The sequence below is a fragment of the Streptomyces sp. NPDC058646 genome, assembly GCF_042716875.1.
Taxonomy (GTDB): domain Bacteria; phylum Actinomycetota; class Actinomycetes; order Streptomycetales; family Streptomycetaceae; genus Streptomyces.
Genome location: NZ_JBHXRK010000014.1, coordinates 23,989 through 42,364 on the forward strand (window position 1 = coordinate 23,989; position 18,376 = coordinate 42,364).

14 protein-coding genes are annotated in these 18,376 nt (G+C 72.1%); 6 read left to right on the forward strand and 8 right to left on the reverse strand.

What is annotated here, in order from left to right; all coding sequences use genetic code 11:
- Positions 1-76 precede the first annotated feature (76 nt).
- The 6 genes from ACFWUZ_RS18585 to ACFWUZ_RS18610 all read left to right on the forward strand — a co-directional run bounded on the left by ACFWUZ_RS18585 (position 77) and on the right by ACFWUZ_RS18610 (position 6,052).
- A complete protein-coding gene (locus ACFWUZ_RS18585) occupies positions 77-691 on the forward strand; it encodes a flavodoxin family protein (RefSeq protein ID WP_384373418.1) in 615 nt (204 codons plus the stop codon).
- Positions 688-1,491: an arylamine N-acetyltransferase gene (locus tag ACFWUZ_RS18590; RefSeq protein ID WP_384373421.1), complete on the forward strand. Its 804-nt coding sequence runs from the start codon at positions 688-690 to the stop codon at positions 1,489-1,491. Before ACFWUZ_RS18585 ends, ACFWUZ_RS18590 begins: the two co-directional genes overlap by 4 nt.
- Positions 1,492-1,609: 118 nt before the next feature.
- A complete protein-coding gene (locus ACFWUZ_RS18595; protein ID WP_384373424.1) occupies positions 1,610-2,017 on the forward strand; it encodes a YybH family protein in 408 nt (135 codons plus the stop codon).
- Positions 2,018-2,060: 43 nt separating this feature from the next.
- Complete coding sequence (locus ACFWUZ_RS18600) at positions 2,061-2,708, forward strand: NAD(P)H-dependent oxidoreductase (protein ID WP_384373427.1); 648 nt, start codon at positions 2,061-2,063, stop codon at positions 2,706-2,708.
- A gap of 190 nt (positions 2,709-2,898) precedes the next feature.
- The gene (locus ACFWUZ_RS18605) at positions 2,899-4,479 is read left to right on the forward strand and encodes a class I adenylate-forming enzyme family protein (protein ID WP_384373430.1); all 1,581 of its coding nucleotides are present in this window, start codon (positions 2,899-2,901) and stop codon (positions 4,477-4,479) included.
- A gap of 109 nt (positions 4,480-4,588) precedes the next feature.
- Positions 4,589-6,052: an MFS transporter gene (locus tag ACFWUZ_RS18610; RefSeq protein WP_384373434.1), complete on the forward strand. Its 1,464-nt coding sequence runs from the start codon at positions 4,589-4,591 to the stop codon at positions 6,050-6,052.
- Between the two features lie 85 nt (positions 6,053-6,137).
- Here ACFWUZ_RS18610 and ACFWUZ_RS18615 read toward each other — a convergent pair whose 3' ends face one another.
- From ACFWUZ_RS18615 to ACFWUZ_RS18650, 8 genes are all read right to left on the reverse strand, one after another.
- Positions 6,138-7,349: an NAD(P)/FAD-dependent oxidoreductase gene (locus ACFWUZ_RS18615; protein WP_384373437.1), complete on the reverse strand. Its 1,212-nt coding sequence runs from the start codon at positions 7,347-7,349 to the stop codon at positions 6,138-6,140.
- A 30-nt stretch (positions 7,350-7,379) separates the two neighbouring features.
- Positions 7,380-8,825: an FAD-dependent oxidoreductase gene (locus ACFWUZ_RS18620; protein ID WP_384373440.1), complete on the reverse strand. Its 1,446-nt coding sequence runs from the start codon at positions 8,823-8,825 to the stop codon at positions 7,380-7,382.
- Complete coding sequence (locus ACFWUZ_RS18625; RefSeq protein ID WP_384373443.1) at positions 8,822-11,008, reverse strand: molybdopterin oxidoreductase family protein; 2,187 nt, start codon at positions 11,006-11,008, stop codon at positions 8,822-8,824. The genes ACFWUZ_RS18620 and ACFWUZ_RS18625 overlap by 4 nt, the downstream gene beginning before the upstream one ends.
- Positions 11,001-12,413 carry an MFS transporter gene (locus ACFWUZ_RS18630; RefSeq protein ID WP_384373447.1) on the reverse strand — a complete coding sequence of 471 codons (1,413 nt, stop codon included), beginning with the start codon at positions 12,411-12,413 and terminating at the stop codon, positions 11,001-11,003. The genes ACFWUZ_RS18625 and ACFWUZ_RS18630 overlap by 8 nt, the downstream gene beginning before the upstream one ends.
- A gap of 49 nt (positions 12,414-12,462) precedes the next feature.
- Positions 12,463-13,890 (reverse strand): 3-carboxy-cis,cis-muconate cycloisomerase, encoded by a 1,428-nt coding sequence (gene pcaB, locus ACFWUZ_RS18635; RefSeq protein ID WP_384373450.1) that lies wholly within the window; start codon positions 13,888-13,890, stop codon positions 12,463-12,465.
- Entirely contained in the window at positions 13,887-15,875 is a 1,989-nt protein-coding gene (locus ACFWUZ_RS18640) for an FAD/NAD(P)-binding protein (RefSeq protein WP_384373453.1), read from the reverse strand. The genes pcaB and ACFWUZ_RS18640 overlap by 4 nt, the downstream gene beginning before the upstream one ends.
- 78 nt (positions 15,876-15,953) lie before the next feature.
- Entirely contained in the window at positions 15,954-17,522 is a 1,569-nt protein-coding gene (locus ACFWUZ_RS18645) for a class I adenylate-forming enzyme family protein (RefSeq protein ID WP_384373456.1), read from the reverse strand.
- Positions 17,523-17,693: 171 nt separating this feature from the next.
- Positions 17,694-18,242 carry an SRPBCC family protein gene (locus tag ACFWUZ_RS18650; RefSeq protein WP_384373459.1) on the reverse strand — a complete coding sequence of 183 codons (549 nt, stop codon included), beginning with the start codon at positions 18,240-18,242 and terminating at the stop codon, positions 17,694-17,696.
- Positions 18,243-18,376 lie beyond the last annotated feature (134 nt).

Genomic DNA, 18,376 nt, shown 5'->3' on the forward strand with positions numbered 1-18,376 from the left:
ACAGGATCGTCCCAAGGCCCCGGCACCTGGCAGTCCGGATCTGAGCGGGGGCGGTCGAAAGGGAGTTCCACACGTCATGACGAACATCGCTGTCATCTACTACTCGTCCACCGGCTCCACCCACAAGCTCGCCGAGGCCGCCGCCACCGGGGCCGAGAAGGCGGGTGCGGAGGTGCGCCTCCTGCGCATCGCGGAGATCGCGCCGAACGGCGAGGCCGCGAGCCGCGAGGGTGCGGCCGGCCACCAGGACGCCACCCAGGACATACCCGTGGCCACCCTCGCGGACCTGGAGTGGGCCGACGGCATCCTCCTCGGCACCCCGGTGCACTTCGGGCTCGCCGCCCCGCAGCTGATGCACTTCATCAACTCCACCTCGAAGCTGTCCATCGAGGGCAAGCTGCTCAACAAGGCGGTCTCCGCCTTCGCTTCGGGCTCGGCGGCCCACGGCGGCCAGGTCTCCGCGATCCTCGCCCTGCACAACGCGATCACCCACTGGGGCTCGGTCGTCGTCTCCACGGGCTCGACGGACCCGATCCTGTACACGGCGAAGAACGGCAACCCGTACGGCGCCTCCGCCGTCGTCGGCGGCAACCCGGGCCAGGTCCCGGAGGAGAACCTGGAGGCCGCGGCCTTCCAGGCGCGCCGCACCCTCGAGGTCGCCTCCGTCATGAAGACCCTGGACGGCCGATGATCTCCGACGTGCTGGCCACCGCCTACCTGGCGCGGATCGGCGCCTCGCGCCCCGCCCGGCCGGACCTGGCGGCACTCGCGGAGCTGACGGAACGGCACGTCCTCACGGTGCCGTTCGAGAACCTCGACTACCACTTGGACCAGCCGGTCCACATGGACGAGCGGGTCGTCGAGAAGATCGTGCACCAGGGGCGCGGCGGTGCCTGTTACGAGGTGAACCCGGCCTTCGGGTTCCTCCTCCAGGCGCTCGGCTACCAGGTCGAGATCCTTTCCGCGCGCGTCCGCCGTCCCGACGGGCTGGGTGCTCCGCTGGGCCACCTGGCGCTGCGCGTCACCGTGGCGGGGTCCGCGTACCTCGTGGACGTCGGTTTCCGGCGCAACCCGCGGCGGCCGCTGCTGCTGGGGAGCGAAGCCGTGCAGTACGACCCGGACGGCGCTTTCCGCTTCGGCCCGGAGAGCCAGGGCGAGTTCGACCTGCTGCGCGACGGCGAGCCGCTGTACCGCGTGGACGGACGGGCCCGTGAGCTGGCCGAGTTCAGGCCGTCGCTGTGGTGGTTCCGCACCTGCCCCGACTCGCCGTTCCTCCAGGACGTGTTCTGCTCCCTGCCGACGGTCGAGGGCCGCGTCACGCTCAAGGGCCGGACCCTGACCCGGCGCGTCCACGACGAGGTCCTGGTGGAACACCTCACCGACGACACCGAGGTGTTCGAGGCCTACGCCAAGCACTTCGGGTTCACGCTGGACCGGCTCCCCGCGGAGCCGGTGCGGCCGGAGGGTTCCACCGGCATCGCCGTCGAGTAGCCCCCTCCGCCGCTCCCCTCCTCATCCCCTCCGCCGCTCCGTCCGCGGCCTCCTGTGCAACCCCCTCCCCCTCACCCGTCCACTCCCACAACATCTCTCCCCCTCATCAGGAGCCACGATGACCGCGTCCGTCACCGCGCCCGTCACCGCGCCGTCGGAACTGCCCAATGCCTTCCTGCGTGCCTTCAACGCACGCGATCTGGAAGCCATCGACCGCCTTTTCGAGCCGGGCGCGGTACGCGTCCTCACCCCGGGCGAGGTCGTGACCGGGGACGGCCGGCGCGCGGCGACCGCCAGTTTCCTCGCCCTGGGCATACCCATGAAGCTCACGGTGCGGCACTGCTACGAATACGGGGACCTGGCCCTGCTGTTGTGTGATTACCTGATCAAGGGCGCCAAGCCGGACGGGACGTCCGTGCACCACGAGGGAACCGCCACGGACGTGGTGCGCCGGGGCGCCGACGGTGTGTGGCGCTATGCGATCGACAATCCGCCGGGCATCGACCGTGTGACCGCGAAGCCCTGACGACCGGCAATCCGGAATTCTTACGAAGAGAGACTGAAAGCCCATGACCAACGTCGCCATCGTCTATTACTCCGCCACCGGAAACATCCACAAGCTCGCGGTCGCCGCCGCCGAGGCCGCCGAGAAGGCCGGCGCCCAGGTCCGGCTGCGCCGCGTCGCCGAGATCCAGGAGGGCACGCTCGCGCCCAACTACGCCGCGTGGACCGAGGCGTACGAGGAGCACACCGGCGGCAGCAGCCGCGACGTCGAGATCGCCACCATCGACGACCTGGACTGGGCCGACGCGGTCATCTGGGGCACCCCGGGCCGCTACGGCGCGATGGCTGGCCCGCTCAAGCACTTCATCGACCAGACCTTCGAACTGCACGCCCGGGCCGGCCTGAAGAACAAGGCCATGTCCTCGTTCACCTCCACGGGCACCCAGCACGGCGGCCAGGAGTCGACGATCCTGTCGCTGTCGAACGTCTTCTACCACTGGGGCGCGATCATCGTGCCGCCGGGCGTCACCGACCCGATCCTGCTCGCGCCGAGCAACGGCAACCCGTACGGCGTGAGCGCCACGTCCGGCCTGCAGGCCGTTCCCGGCCAGCTCGCGCAGAACGTGACCGAGGACAACCTGGCGGCCGTCGGCTACCAGACCGTGCGGACCCTGGAGATCGCCGCGGCGATCAAGCAGGGCCTCGGCAAGTAGACCCGTCCGTCCGGCGCCGGCCACCGGCGCCGGAGACAGGAAATGCCCGAAGCGGGAAATCCCGCTCCGGGCATTTCCTTTTGGCCTCCACCCGCGGATTCAAGCCGCGGACGGTGACTTGATCCGGTCGAGCTGACACAGTGAAAACACGGCCATTGGGCCTGCGGACCGGCGGTGCGAACGTGAATACATGCCCCGGATTCCCAAGAACAAGACGCCGCTCCACCTCGGCCTGGTAGCCGAGGAGGCTGCCGCCCGATTCGGCGCCAATACCATCACGCTCGACCGCGCCATGGACGCCCTCCCGGAGGTCGGCAACGTCCTGACGGTCGCTCAGTTCGCGGAACTGATCGCCGACATGGCCAACCGCCTCTGGGCGACGGGTGTGCGCCCGAGCGACCACGTCGTCATCCACAAGACCAACAACTTCGACATCACACTGCTCGCCTGCGCGGCGTCCCGCGTGGGCGCCGTACCGGTGATGCTCTCCGCGCACCTCGACGGGGAGACCATCAACGCGCTGCTCCAGCGCCTGCCCGCCCCCACCCTGCTGACGGACGCGGCCAAGCTCCTCGGTTCGCTGGCCGATTCGCCGCTGGACGACCTCACCGCCCGGGTCATCTCCGTCACCGAGCCGGTCGAGGGCGCCATCACCCTCCGCGAGCTGGCCGACGCCCCCGTGCGGGAGCCGGTGACCCTGCACCCCGACTCGCACGCGATCATGACCCACACCTCGGGCACCACCGGTATCCCGAAGCTCGTGGTGCACTCCGCCCGCTCCATCGGATCGCGCTACCGCTGGCAGGACAAGGTCGTCAGCCTGCTGCGCCAGCGCGAGCCGATCCTGATGCACGTCAGCTACGTGCACTCGCGGATGTACCCCGGCATCGCCGCGATGATGCTGCGCAACAAGCCGATGGTGTTCCTGGACGACGCCGAGCCGGCCAAGGTCGCCGACGCGATGGTCAAGTACCGTCCCGGCGTGTTCGAGACGCACCCGAACTCCTTCCTGGAGTGCGAGTCGATCCTCGACGACCCGCGCAAGCCGTTCTCCACGGTCCGCTTCTACAACAGCACCTTCGACGCCATCCACCCGGGCACCATGGACAAGTTCCTGCGCGCCTCGGAGCGTTCGAACCCGGTCTTCCTCCAGGTCTACGGCCAGAGCGAGTGCGGCCCGCTGGTGGCCCGCCCGTACACCCGCAAGACCGTCATGAAGGCCGACGGCCGCTGCCAGGGCTACGCGACCCCGGGCATCACCAAGTACCGCCTGGTGCCCCGCAACGGCAAGAAGCCCTCCCGCGAGAACCCCGGCTACATCGACGTGCAGACCGCCGGCCGCGCCCTGACCTACTACGGCGAGGCCGAGCGCTTCGAGAAGCAGCTCGACGGCGAGTGGTGGCGCGGCGGCGACGTCGGCTACCGCACCAAGTGGGGCTGCCTGCACCTGCTCGACCGCGAGGTCGACCAGATACCGACCATCCACTCCACCCTCGAGGTCGAGGACACCGTCCTGCACCGGCTGCCGGAGCTCACCGAGCTCATCATCGTGCCGGGCCCGAAGCAGGAGCCGGTGCCCGTCGTCTGCACCAAGGACGACGCACCCCTGGACCTCGCCCGCTGGAGCCGCGCCATCGCGGACCAGTCGGACATGGCGGACCCGATCCAGATGAAGCTGAACGAGCTTCCCCGGACGGCCACCGCCAAGATCAAGCGCCTTGAGCTGGCCCGCCGGCTGGCCGACCAGGTGACCCACGAACTGGCTTCCTGACCAGACCCCCCAGCGCCGGTCGGACGTCGAGCCCCGACGAAGTGGCCCACCCCCCGGCGTCCGACCCGGCACCATCTCCCGCCCACCACACCCCGGAGACGCAGACATCATGTCCTCGACCCCCATGACCCAGGACGGCCGGCGCAAGCGCCTCGGCTTCACCCTGGCTCTCCTGGCCTTCGCCCAGCTGATCATCTCCATCGACTACAACATCGTGTACGTGGCCCTCCCGGACATCGGGTCGAGCCTCGGCTTCTCCGCCCAGACCCTCCAGTGGGTCGTCAGCGCCTACGCCGTCGCCTTCGGCGGGTTCCTGCTCCTCGGCGGCCGTGCCTGCGACCTGTTCGGCCCGCGGCGCATGTTCGTCCTCGGTCTCGGTCTGTACGCCGGCTCCTCGCTCCTCGGCGGTCTCGCCGGCTCGCCGGAGGTCCTCATCGCCGCCCGCGCGATCCAGGGCATCGGCGGCGCCTTCCTCTTCCCCGCCACCCTCACGCTGGTCTCCACCAGCTTCGCGGAGGGCAAGGAGCGCAACCGCGCCTTCGCCGTCTGGGGCACCGCCGGCGGCAGCGGCATGATCGTCGGCTCGCTGCTCGGCGGCGTGCTCACCGAGTCCCTGGGCTGGGAGTCCGTCTTCTACGTCAACGTGCCGCTCGCCGGCATCGCGATGCTGCTCGCCTTCCCGCTCATCAAGCCCGACACCAAGGGCAGCAGCGGCCGCAGCTTCGACCTGCTGGGTGCGCTGACCTCCACCGTCGGCATCACCTCGATCGTCTTCGCCCTGGTCCAGGGTCCGGAGCACGGCTGGGCCTCCTCCTCCGTCCTCAGCGCCCTCGCCATCGGTGTGGTCCTCCTCGTCGCCTTCTTCGTCATCGAGAAGAAGTCCTCGGACCCGCTGCTGCCGCTGAGCCTCTTCAAGAACCGCAACCTGACCACCGCCGTCGGCGTGACCTTCTTCTACATGGCCACCTTCGGCACCCTGCTCTACTTCCTGACCGTCTACTTCCAGGGCGTGCACGGCTACAGCCCGCTGCAGACCGGCATCGCCTTCCTCGTCCCGATGGTCGCCATCGCCATCGGCGCCCAGACCGCGGGCGGCCTCGCCACCAAGCACGGCATCCGCGCCATCATGGTCGCCGCGATGGTCGTCGGTGTCATCGGCACCGCGGTCGTCGGCCTCACCATGGCGACCGACGCCTCGTACTGGATCCTCGTCCCCGGCCTGGTCATCATGGGTCTGGGCCAGGGCGCCGGCTACACCCTGATGTTCGGTGCCGCCGCGATCGGCGTCGCCCCCGAGGACCAGGGCATCGCCTCCGGCGTCGCCTCCACCACCCAGCAGATCGGTGGCGCCGTCGGCCTCGCCGTCCTGGTCGCCATCGCCAACTCCGGCCTGGAGGGCCAGACCGGTGAGGCGCTCCGCGCCGCCACCACCGACGGTCTGCGCACGGCGGTCTTCATCGCCGCCGGCGGCATCGTCATCACCGCGCTGATCGCCCTGGGCCTGAAGAAGCCCGAGCAGCAGGCGGCCCCGGCCGCCTCGGCCGAGCGCGCTCCGGAGACCGCCGGAGTCTGATCCGACGTCCGCGGCTCGGAACCGACGCCAACGGTGAGGGCCCCTACCCGATCGGGTAGGGGCCCTCACCGTTGGCCTTCGTCCGTCAGGAGCTCGCGAGCAGGGCCTCGGCGGAGTCGGGCAGTTCGCGGCCCAGGAGGGAGCGCAGCAGCGGATAGGCGGCGGCGTCCCCGGCGAGGATCCCGCCGAGCAGGCTGTCCCCCTCCGAGTCGAGGACGAGCTTCGCGTACACGTCGCCGCCCGCGGTCCGCCGCGTGAACTCCAGCGCGCCCGGTGTCTGCGCGTGCGCGTCACCGAAGGAGGCGACGTCCACACCCATCAGCTTGAGCTTGGTGGACATGTCGGCACCCGGGAAGCGGGTCGGGCCCTCACCGAGGAGCTGGCCGGCCACGGCCTCCGCCATCCGGTATCCCGGGGCCACCAGGCCGTAACAGCGGCCCTCGACGGCCGCGCACTCACCGATGGCCCAGACGGCCGGGTCCGCGGTGCGGCAGTGGTCGTCGACGAGGAAGCCGCCGCGCTCCCCGCGGGCCAGGTCCGAGGGCTCCGCGAGGGAGTCCTGGGGCCGGACCCCGGCGGAGAAGACGACGAGGCCGGTCTCGATCGACGTACCGTCCGCGAACACCAGGCGGGCCACCCGGCCGTCCGGGCCCGCCTCGATGTGGCTGGTCGCGACGCCCAGGTGGGTGGTGACGCCGAGGCGGCGCACGAGCCGGTCGAGTACCTGCCCGCCGCCGTCGTCGACCTGGACGGGCATCAGCCGGGGCGCCATCTCCACGACGTGCGGGGACAGCCCCAGCGACCGCAGGCCGTTCGCGGCCTCCAGACCGAGCAGGCCGCCGCCGATCACCACCCCGGTGGTGGTGCGGGCGGCGGCCTCACGGATCGTTTCGAGGTCGTCGAGGGTGCGGTACACACAGGCGCCCGGCAGATCGCGGCCGGGCACGGGAGGGACGAAGGGGACGGAGCCCGTGGCGAGGACGAGCGCGTCGTAGGCGACGCGTCCGCCGTCCTCCAGGACCACGGTGCGGGCCGCCCTGTCAACGGCGACAGCCCTGGTGGAGTGACGGAACTCCACCAGGGCGTCTTCGTACAGTTCTGGTTTCACCAGGCTCAGCGCGGCGGGGGGCACTCCGTCCAGCGCGGACGAGAGTCTGACCCGGTCGTAGGCGGGGTGGCTCTCGGCTCCGAGGACCACCACCTTCCAGGTGCCGTCCCGGTCACGGGAGCGGACCTCCTCCACGAGGCGGTGGCCGGTCATTCCGTGGCCGATGACGACGAGGGTGCGGATGGTCATACGGTGCCGTCCTTAAGGGGTGCACTTCGATCAGCTGCCGGTCGCGGCAGGTGTGGTGGACGCCAGGGAGGCGCAGATCGCTTCCACCTGGCGGGTGCAGCCGCCACAGCCCGTCGTGGCGCGGGTGGCGGCGGCGAGTTCGGGGATCTCTCGGGAGCCGGCGTGCCACGCCTCGGTGAGGTCCCGGTGCGTGACGTTGTTGCACAGGCACACGACCGTGTCGGGGCACAGTTCCTGGGAGCCGGGCTTGGCCACGCGGGGGGCGCGGCCCAGGAGCAGGCTCAGCCGGTCGCGCGGTACGGGCAGGTCGTGGACGTACAGCTCGGTGGTGCTGGCGATGGCCCGGTCGAAGCCCAGCAGCACGCCGGCGACGATGCGCTCGCCGGTGATCTCCAGGCGGGCGTAGCGGGTGTTCGCCGGGTCGTTGAGGGTGATCACCTCGTCGGCGGGGTCACCGCCCGGTATCCCGAGGACGACCAGGCCGGGGCCCGCGATGCGGGGACGCAGCACACGGCGGGCGGGGGCCACGCCGCGTTCGCCGGTGGCGAGGTGGCGGGCGAGGGCCTCGGCCTGTGCCCAGCCGGAGGCCAGGGAGCCGCCGCGGCGGCCGCGCTGCTCGGCGCAGTCGCCCAGGGCGTGGATCAGCGGGTCGTCGGTGCGCAGGCAGTCGTCGACGACGATGCCCGTGCGCACGCTCAGGCCCGCGGCGCGCGCCAGTCCGGTCTCGGGCAGGACGCCGGTGCAGACCAGGAGGGTGTCGACGGGCAGGGTGCGGCCGTCGGCGAGGGTGAGGCCGTCGGGCGCGTAGGCGGTGGCCGCCCGGCCGGTGACGACCTCGACCCCGGCCGCCACGAGGCGGTCGGTCACGAGGGCTCCGGCGGTCCGGTCCAGGAGGTGTTCCATGGGCCAGGCGCCGGGGTGGACGAGGGTGACCGGGCGGCCCTTGGCGGCCAGCGCGAACGCCGCCTCCATGCCGAGGGATCCGGCGCCCAGGATCGTCACGGGGGTCCGGGCGTCGACGGCCGCCGGGTCGGTCAGGCGGGCGCAGTCGGCGAGCGTACGGAGCGTGGCGACGCCTTCGGCCAGGGCTCCGCCGGCGGTCCGCAGGCCCGGCAGGTTCGGGAGCAGCGGGGTCGCCCCGGTGGCCAGGACCAGGAGGCCGTACGGGAGGGCCTGCCCGTCGGCGGTGTGCACGCGGCGGCCGGCGCGGTCGATGCGGACGGCGCAGACGCCGGTGCGGACACGGGTGTCGCCGGGCGGCGGGGGCAGTTCCATCGCCGCGGGCGGCAGGCTCCCGTCGAGCGCGGAGGTGAGCAGCGCCCGGTGGTAGGCGGGAGCGTCCTCGGCGCCCAGGATCGTGACGGGATCCTGGAGGCCGACGTGCCGCAGCCGGTCGACGAACTGGTGGGCGGCCGGGCCGTTCCCGATGACGAGGATCGGTTCGGCCGGGCTGGTGCCGGGCACGGTCGTGGTCATGATCGGGCCCCCTCGGGGAGTGCGGCCCCGTCGGGCACGACTGCCTCGGCGGGGAGCGGGTCGGACGCGCGCGCGAGGCTGACCGCGCACACCTTGAACTCGGGCATGCGGCTGCGCGGGTCGAGCGCGTCGTTGGTGATCAGGTTGGCCCTGCCCTCGCCCGGGAAGTGGAACGGCAGGAAGACGGTGTCGGTGCGCAGGGTGGGGTCGAGGCGGACCCGCGCGAGCGTGGAACCGCGGGCCGAGGTCACCCGGGCCCGGTCTCCGTCGGTGAGGCCGGCCCGGGCCGCCGTGTCGGGGTGCACCTCGACGTGGGCCTCCGGGGAGGCGGCCATGAGCTGCGGCACCCGGCGGGTCTGCGCCCCGGACTGGTACTGGGCCAGCACCCGCCCGGTGGTGGCGTACAGCGGGTGTTCGGCGTGCGTCTCCTCGGCGGGCGGGCGGTGTTCGACGTCGGCGAAGCGGGCCCGCCCGTCCGGGTGCGCGAAGCGCTCCAGGAAGAGCCTGGGGGTGCCGGGGTGGTCGCCCGCCCCGGCGGGGGTGCCCGGGCACGGCCAGTGCAGGGCCTCCCCCGCGTCGAGCCGCTCGTAGCTGATGCCGGAGTAGTCTGCGGGGCCGCCGGCCGAGGCCCGGCGCAGCTCCTCGAAGACGGCGCGCGGGGAGGTCGGGTAGCGCTCGGGCAGGTCGCCCAGGCGGGTGGCGAGGGCGTGCAGGACCTCCAGGTCGGAGCGGGCTCCGACTGGCGGGGCAAGGAGTCTGCGGCGGCGCAGGACGCGGCCTTCGAGGCTGGTCATGGTGCCTTCCTCCTCGGCCCACTGGGTGACGGGCAGCACCACGTCGGCCATGCGGGCGGTCTCGGAGGGCACGAAGTCGGCGACCACGAGCAGGTCGAGGGAGGACAGCCGGGCGGCGATGCGTTCGGAGCGCGGCGCGGACACGACCGGGTTGGCGCCGAAGACGAGGAGGGCGCGGGGGCCGTTCCCGGTGCCGAGGGCGTCGAGCAGTTCGTACGCGCTGCGGCCGGGGCCGGGCAGGGTGTCCGGATCGACGCCCCAGACCCCGGCCACGTGGGCCCGGGCGGCCGGGTCCGTGATCATGCGGTAGCCGGGGAGCTGGTCGGCCTTCTGGCCGTGCTCGCGGCCGCCCTGGCCGTTGCCCTGGCCGGTGAGGCAGCCGTAGCCGCTGCCTTCGCGGCCGGGCAGACCGAGGGCGAGCGCCAGGTTGATGAAGGCGGCGACGGTGTCGGTGCCCTTGCTGTGCTGCTCGGCGCCGCGTCCGGTGAGGACGTAGGCGCGGGAGGAGGCGGCGAGCATCCGGACGGCTTCGCGCTGGTCGCTGACCGGTACGCCGGTGACCTTCTCGACGCGCTCGGGCCACCAGGAGGCGGCGCGCTTCCAGGCGGCCTCGAAGCCGGCGGTGCGCCGGTCGACGTACGCCTGGTCGGTGTGGCCCTCGACGACGAGGATGTGGAACAGGCCCAGCGCGAGGGCGAGGTCGGTACCGGGGCGCGGCTGGAGGTGGAGGGCGGCGCGTTCGGCGGTGGGGGTGCGGCGCGGGTCGATGACGATCAGTCGGGCGGCGGTGAGGTGCCGCATCAGCGGGGGCATCGTCTCGGCGGGGTTGGCGCCGGCGAGCAGGACCGTGTCCGCGGTGCCGAGGTCGGTGACGGGGAAGGGGAGTCCCCGGTCGAGGCCGAAGGCGGCGTTCCCGGCGGCGGCGGCCGAGGACATGCAGAAGCGGCCGTTGTAGTCGATCTGGCTCGTGCCGAGGGCGACGCGCGCGAACTTGCCGAGCAGGTAAGCCTTTTCGTTGGTGAGGCCGCCGCCGCCGAACACGCCGACGGCGTCGGGGCCGTGTTCGGCGCGGAGCCGGGCGAGGGAGGCGGCGACCGTGTCGAGGGCGGTGTCCCAGTCGGTGGGGCGCAGCGTCCCGGAGGCGTCGCGGACCAGCGGGGTCGTGATCCGGTCGGGGGTGCCGAGCAGGGCGGGGGCGGTCCAGCCCTTCTGGCACAGGCCGCCCCGGTTGACGGGGAAGTCGGGGTCGGGTTCGACGGTGGCGCCCCGCCCCGACGGCCCGCCGGGGGCCGTCGTGGCGGTGAGCCGGGTGCCGCACTGCAGGGCGCAGTACGGGCAGTGCGTCGCCACCTGGCCGGCGGGGGCCGGCACGCGTTCGGTGTCACGCATGGACGGACTCCGTCCGGCGGGAGTCGGCGGCGGCGGTGTTCCGTGCGGCGGCCGCGCGGGCGGCGGCGGCACCGGCCCGCTCGCGGCGGACGTAGACGACCCAGGTGACGGCCGCGCAGACCGCGTAGTAGCCGAGGAAGGACAGGAAGGCGGGCGTGCCGTTGGCCTCGCCGCCGCTGTAGGCCCCGCGGAAGGCCAGGTTGATGGCGACTCCGCCGAGCGCTCCGACCGCTCCGGCGATGCCGACGGCGGCGCCGGACAGCCTGCGCGCGGTGGCGAAGGCCTCGGTGGCGTCGCCGCCGGCGACGATGCGGGCCTCGGCGTCCCGGGCGAAGGCGGTGGGGATCAGCTTGTAGGTGGAGCCGTTGCCGATGCCGCTGAGGACGAAGAGGGCGGTGAAGCCGGCGATGAAGAGCGGCAGGGAGTTCTGCGAGGAGGCCACGAGCAGGACGACGGTGCCGGCGCCCATCCCGCCGAAGGTGGCGAGCGTGACCCGGGCTCCGCCGATCTTGTCGGCGAACCAGCCGCCGAGGGGGCGGGCGAAGGAGCCGAGCAGCGGGCCGAGGAAGGTGTACGAGGCCGCTTCGAGGGGGGTCGAACCGAACTGGGTCTGCAGCACCAGGCCGAAGGCGAAGCCGTAGCCGATGAAGGAACCGAAGGTGCCGACGTAGAGGAGGGAGATCCCCCAGGTGTCGCGGTGGGCGAAGGCCTGGCGCTGGGATCCGGGTTCGGCCTTGACTGCGGCGATGTTGTCCATCTTCAGCGCGCACAGCAGGGAGATCCCGACGATGAGCGGGAGGTAGACGGCGGCGACGTAGGCGGGGTGGGTGTCGCCGACGGTGGAGATGACGAGGAGGCCGAGCAGCTGGACCGCTGCGACGCCGAGGTTGCCGCCGCCGGCGTTGAGGCCGAGGGCCCAGCCCTGGTGACGGCGGGGGAAGAAGCTGGTGATGTTGGTCATGGAGGAGGCGAAGTTGCCGCCGCCGACCCCGCCCACGGCGCTGATCAGCAGGAACACCCACAGCGGGGTGCCGGGCTGCTGGATGAAGTAGACGGTCGCCAGGGTGGGGGCGAGGAGGATCGCCGAGGCGAAGACGGTCCAGTTGCGGCCGCCGAAGCGGGTGACGGCCCAGCTGTACGGCGGGCGCAGGAGGGCCCCGACGAGGGTGGGGGTGACCACGAGGAGGAACTTCTCGTCCGGTGCGAAGCCGAGGCCGATCTCGGGCGTCATGAACAGGACGAGGACCGACCACATGCTCCAGACGGAGAAGCCGATGTGTTCGGAGGCTACGGACAGGAAGAGGTTGCGGCGGGCGATGCGCTTGCCGCCGCGCTCCCAGCGCTGTTCGTCCTCGGCGTCCCAGTCCTCGATCCAGCGCCCTTTGGCTGATCTCTTCGCACTCATCTGACCTGTTCTCCTTGTTTCTCGGGCGGTTGGCGTTCGGGCACGGCGTTCAACGGCACTGCACCGGCGGTACGTCGGCCAGGGCGCGGTCGACGAGCGCGCCCGCGGCACCGAGGTAGCCGGCCGGGTCGCACCACCGGGCGACGGTGTCGGGGTCGAGCCCGTGCCCGGGCATCTGCGCGAGTACGGCGCCCAGGGTCTGCCCGTTCGCCGCTGCGGCGGCCGACGCCTCGCTCATGAGTTGTTTCGCGGCGGCCTTGCCCAGGCTCGGGGCGAGTCTGGCGGCGATGCGCTCGGAGACGATCTGACCGCCGGTGAGGCCGAGGTTCTCGTGCATCCGTGCGGTGCGGACCTCCAGTCCTTCGGCGAGCTCGACGGCGGTGTGCGCCGCTCCGCCGGTCAGCCGCAGGGCTTCGCGCAGCAGCTGCCATTCGGCGTGCCAGACGCCTGCGGAGCGCTCGTCCTCGGTGACCAGGCACTGCGTCAGGCCGGCGGAGATCACCGGGACCTGGAGGGCCGCGGCGCGGATGAGGGTGGCGAGCACGGGGTTGCGCTTGTGGGGCATGGCGGAGGAGCTGCCGCGTCCGGCGGCGGCCGGCTCGGCGACCTCGCCGACCTCGGTGCGGGTCAGCGACTGCACGTCGACGGCGATCTTGCCGAGGGCTCCGGCGGTGAAGGCCAGTGCCGCGGCCAGGTCGGCGAGCGGGGTGCGCAGCGCGTGCCACGGCAGGACGGGGCGGGCGAGTCCGGTTTCGGCGGCGAAGGCGTCGACGAGCCGGTCCAGGTAGGCGCGTTCGCCGTCGGCGTCCCCTTCGGGGCGGTCGATGTCGGCGTACTCCAGGTAGCCGGCGAGGGTGCCGGCGGCTCCTCCGAGGGAGACCGGCAGGCCTTCGCCGAGGACCCGGGCCAGCCGGGTGTCGGCGTCGAGGACGAGCCGGCGCCAGCCCGCCGCCTTGAGGCCGAAGGTCGTGGGTACGGCGTGCAGGGTCAGGGTGCGGCCCGGCATCGCGGTGTCGCGGTGGGTGCCGGCCAGGGCCTCCAGGGCCCGGGCCGTCCGCGCCAGGTCGGCGCGGACCACGCGCAGGGTCCGGGCCGCCACCAGCATGGCTCCGGTGTCGAAGATGTCCTGGCTGGTGGAGCCCCGGTGGACGTAGTCCGCGGCCCGGGGGTCGCGCCGGCGGACTGCCTCGGTGAGTGCCTGGACGAGGCCGACGACCGGATTGGCGGTCTCCCTCGCGGCGAGGGCGAGGGCCCGGAGGTCGAAGTTCTCGGCCCGGGCGGTCTCGGTGATGGCGTCGGCGGCGGTCCTCGGCAGGGTGCCGAGTCCCGCCTGTGCCCGGGCCAGGGCGGCCTCGGCGTCGAGCATGGCCTGGAGCCACGCCCGATCGCCGACGGCCGCCTCGGCCGCGGTGCCGGCCCGCACGGGAGAGAGCAGGCCGGCATCCATCAGGTGGGCCCCCTCGGAGGGGTCCGTCATACGATCACACCGGGCAGATGGTCGTCGGCTGCCTCCTGGGTGACGGCTCGGACGCCCGTGGGGACGTGGGCGACGGGCGGCAGGGCCAGGACGGCCCGGGCGATGGCGTCGGAGTCCCCGAGGGTCACGGAGTCCACGCCGGGCCGGATGCCGGCGGCGGTGACCCAGTGGACGGACTCGGTGGGCACGCCGTACGCGAAGCGGCGCGGGTGGGCCGTGCCGCGGGCGTCGAGGAGCCGGTACGGCCGCTCGGTGACCGCGAGGCCGCCGGTCTGGTAGCCGCCCTGCCCGCCGGTGACGACGAACGGCTTGGCCTGGTCGGTGTCCAGCAGGTGCTGGAGCAGCGGGTCGGCCGTGCGCCGCAGGTCGGGCTCGGGCAGCCGGGCCTCGATGAGGACCTGCGCCTTGATGACCGGGCCCGGCACCGTGGTGGACGCGGCCTGGTACGTCTGCGTCTCGGGGTCGATGCGGACCTGGGTGCCGGGGCCGGTGACGGTGAGGATGCCGGCCTCGATCAGGGCGATCATCTCCTCGATGCGGGTGGCCGGCGGGCCGATGGAGAGGAAGCCGTTGAGCGGGGTGTACCAGCCTTCGAGGTCGTCGCGGTGCGAGTCGCCGTCCAGACCGCCGTGGTCGACGGCGAGGCGGATCTCGTTGCGCAGGTCGCGCATGACGTCGAGGGCCGACTTGACCGGGCCGGTCACATTGCCCTCGCGTGCGGCGACCACGTCGGCCGCGAGGTACTCGATCAGCCACTTCTGGTAGGCGTCGCGGTCGGCGAACTCGGTGTCGCCGTACGGGACGGAGAGCTTCTCCCAGCTCCAGTACTGCTCCTCGGGGATGCCGTACCGGGCGACCAGGGCGGCCCGGTCGGCGGCCTCGTCGAGGGCGAGGTAGCGCTCGGTGAACGCCTCGCGCTCCTCCTGCCGGCCGTTCGCGGCGAGCAGCGCCCCGTAGTAGACGCTCTCGACCTCCCGCGAGATGTAGGGCCACAGGTCGGCGTTGAAGGTGACCGGGTCACCGTCCCCAGCGCGCTCGCGCAGGCCCTCGATGTAGTCCGGCGTCAGGAGCTTGGGGTAGTAACGGCCGTACGCGCCCTTCTCGTTGTCACCGCGGGCGTGGTACGGGATCCCGCGCCGGGAGAAGGCGTACAGCCGGGGCTCCTGCCCGGAGGGGTGGTAGGTGAGCTTCCCGTCCTCGCCGCGCAGGAAGCTGCCGCCGCGGCCGTGGCTGAACAGCGACATGTAGTCGAAGAAGTTCAGTCCGAGGCCGCGCAGGAGCACCGACTGGCCGGGCCGGACCCGCGCGAGGTCGACGTCCGCCGGGTTCCCCGGGGTCAGGTACGTCAGGTAGTGGATGCGGGCGAGGGAGGCCGTACGGGCCTCGCGGGGGGTCAGGCGGGCCGGGACGTGGCCCTGGGCGAGGATGATCGCGTCCAGGTCGTTCAGGCGGGTGCCGTCCTCCAGGCGGACGCCCTGCGGGCCGCCGGGCATGCCCTGGGTGTCGGCGAGGGCCACGGCGCGGGAGGCGTGGACGTGGATCGTGACGTGCTGGGGGGCGCCGACGACGACGCGCTGGAAGCACTCGCCGAGGTAGGCGCCGTAGAAGGCGCGGGTGGGATACGTGTCCGGGCCCAGGACGGCGGCCTCGGCGAGGGTGCCCTCGTCGTAGTCACCGAACTGGCCGAGGACGGAGAGGGACTTGGCCCACTCGTAGAGGCTCGGGCCGGGCTCGACGGGTCCGTCGATCGTGCAGCTCTCGTCGGTGTAGACGGTGATCTGGCAGGCGACGGTGTTCATCAGCAGGTGGCGGGACTGGCTGGAGCGCCAGACCTGGCCCGCGCCGGGTACGGAGGGGTCCACGACGTGGATGGCGACCGAGTCGTGGGAGGGTGTCCGGCGTTCGTTGGCGGTCAGCCGCTCGACGACGGAGAGCCCGCGGGGGCCGGCGCCGATGACGCATATCTCGACGGATGAATGGGGCATGCGTGGTGTCCTTCCTGGTGGCCTGCGGCCTTCGGAGGCGGCGGGGCCGCCGCGGGTACCCGTACGGTCGGGGTGGGGCTACTCCGTGGCGGCTGCGGAGGCGACCAGGCGCGCGAGTTCGAGGCGCTTGATCTTGGTGGTGGAGGTCTGCGGGACGTCCTCGAGACGCCACTGGACCGGGTCGGCCATGTGGGGCAGACCGACGACCGCGGACTTCCAGGCGATCGGGTCGAGCGGCTCGTCGTCGCGGGTGCAGACGACGGGCACGGGGACGCCGTCGGCGCCGGGGATGATGATGACCTCGATCAGTTCGTGCAGCCGGCTGAAGAGCTTGTCCTCGATCTCCAGCGTGGAGCCGATGCCGGGGATCTCGTCGACCTCGCGGTCGAGCAGGTGCAGGCAGCCCCACTTGGTGCGGTAGCCGAGGTCGCCCATGCGCCACCAGCCGTCGTTGACCTGCTTCTCCCAGCGCTCGTGCTCGTCGAGGTAGGTGATGATGCGGCCGTCGGACTTGATCTCGATGAAGCCGGGGTTCGTCTTGGTGACGGGGTTGCCGTCACGGCTGACGACGCGGACGTTGGTCATGCCGGGGAACGGCGATCCCACGCAGCGGCCGTCGAAGTCGGCGCCGCCCTTGCGGGTGTAGGTGCGCGCCGCGATGGGGCCGACCTCGCTCTGGCCGTAGGCCTGGGCGAAGAGCGGGTTGCTCCGCTCGGTGGCGTTGAGCAGGATGGAGACGGTGCGCGGGTGGATCGCGTCGAAGGTCGAGCTGAAGTACTTGACGTTCGCGAGCGGGCCGCGCGGGTCCTTCGCCAGGGCCTCCCAGCGCAGGAAGGTGTTGGGGTGGGCCTCGATGAAGCCGGGCGGGACCTGGGCGAAGATGTCGCCGACCGTCTCCGGCTCGTCCTCGCGCAGGACGATGAGGGTGTGTCCCTGGAGGATCGAGATCGGCATGGCGGTGAACATCCGGGAGTGCACGAAGGAGACGTGCACGGCGACGGGTTCGCGCTTGCTGACGGCCGAGAAGACGGTGGCCTGCGGGCGGTAGCGGGCCTCGAAGGTGTGGCCGGTGTGCACGGCGAGCTTCGGGGTGCCGGTGGTGCCGGAGGTGTGCGTGATCAGGGTGGGGTGGTCCGGCGGCATCGGGATGGCCGGGACGCGGGGCACTCCGGCGAGCGAGGCCAGGGCCAGGGCGCCTTCGTAGGTGCCCGTGGTCAGCAGCACCTTGGCCGTGATGTCCATGATCTCGGCCGGCAGGTGGTGGTCCAGCTTGTCCTGGTCGGTGATGAGGAAGGGCTGGTCGATGCGCTTGACCAGCACGGCGACCGTCTCACCGTCGAGCTTGGGGGACAGCAGGGCCGGGATGGCGCCGATGCGGGCGATCGCGCAGGCCAGCAGGGAGATGTCGAAGCCGTCGGACTTGTGCACGACGACGTGGTGGTTCGGACGGACGCCGACCGACCACAGGCGGGAGGCGAAGTCATCGATGAGGTCGGCGAGTTCGGTGAACGTCGCACGGCGCCCCAGCTGCGGGGCGATGTCCAGGTCGTGGTCCATGACCACGAGCCCCGCGGGGGTCCGGGCAGCCGCTCGGTCGAAGAGCGTACCCAGCCGGATGCCCTTGTTTCCTATGCGCTGGAGAAGCATGGCCTCGTTCTCTCAAGAGTGTCTGCTGGCCTGGGGAGTGGCCGGCACCGGACGGGGGACACCCCGGTGCCGGCGGCCAGATGGAAGGTGGAGCGGAGAAGGGTGGAGCGGGAGGAGCGGGAAGCGGGGGGAGGGGAAGGCGGGAGGCGGAAGGCGGGAGGCTGCGGGGGGTCAGCGGCCTTCTACGACGTCACGGATCCGCGCGAGGGTGGCGTCGAGGTCCTGCTCGAGCTTCTCGGTCCAGTCGGTGATGAACTGCTTGCGCTGGACCTCGTCGAGGTCGGCCACGATCTTGTGGATGCCGGCGGTCGCCTTGCCCATCCGGAAGTGGTGGACGAGGACCGAACCGGAGCCCTGCTCGGCCGGCTCGATGTCGAAGCCCCAGATGGACTCCTGGTCCTCCTGCGCGTGCGTCAGCATCATCCAGCGGAAGGTGCGGCCGGGCTCGGCGGCCGTGACGCGCGCCTCGGTGTACCAGGTGCCGCGAACCAGCGGGGCCCAGCCGACGACGTCCTCGGCGCGCAGGTTCTCGCCGCGGAAGACGGAGCCGACGCTGGAGGGCTCACCGGAGATCCACTCGCCGCCCTGGCATTCCGGGCTCCATTCGCCGCTCCGGGTCAGGTCGCTGACGACGTCGTAGATCTCCTGGGCGGTGGCCGCGACGGGAATGTCCGCGCGGACCTCGAAAAGCGGGGTCGAGTCGATGATGGAGTTCGTCATGGCCGAAATATTGCTGCCCGCGCATTCAGCGATCAACAGCCTTCCAACAGATCCGTCAGGTGCCGGAAAATCATCCGGGCAGCACATTTCACATACCGTTTACGGGCATGCCGGAGCGGCGCCGCAACGAAATG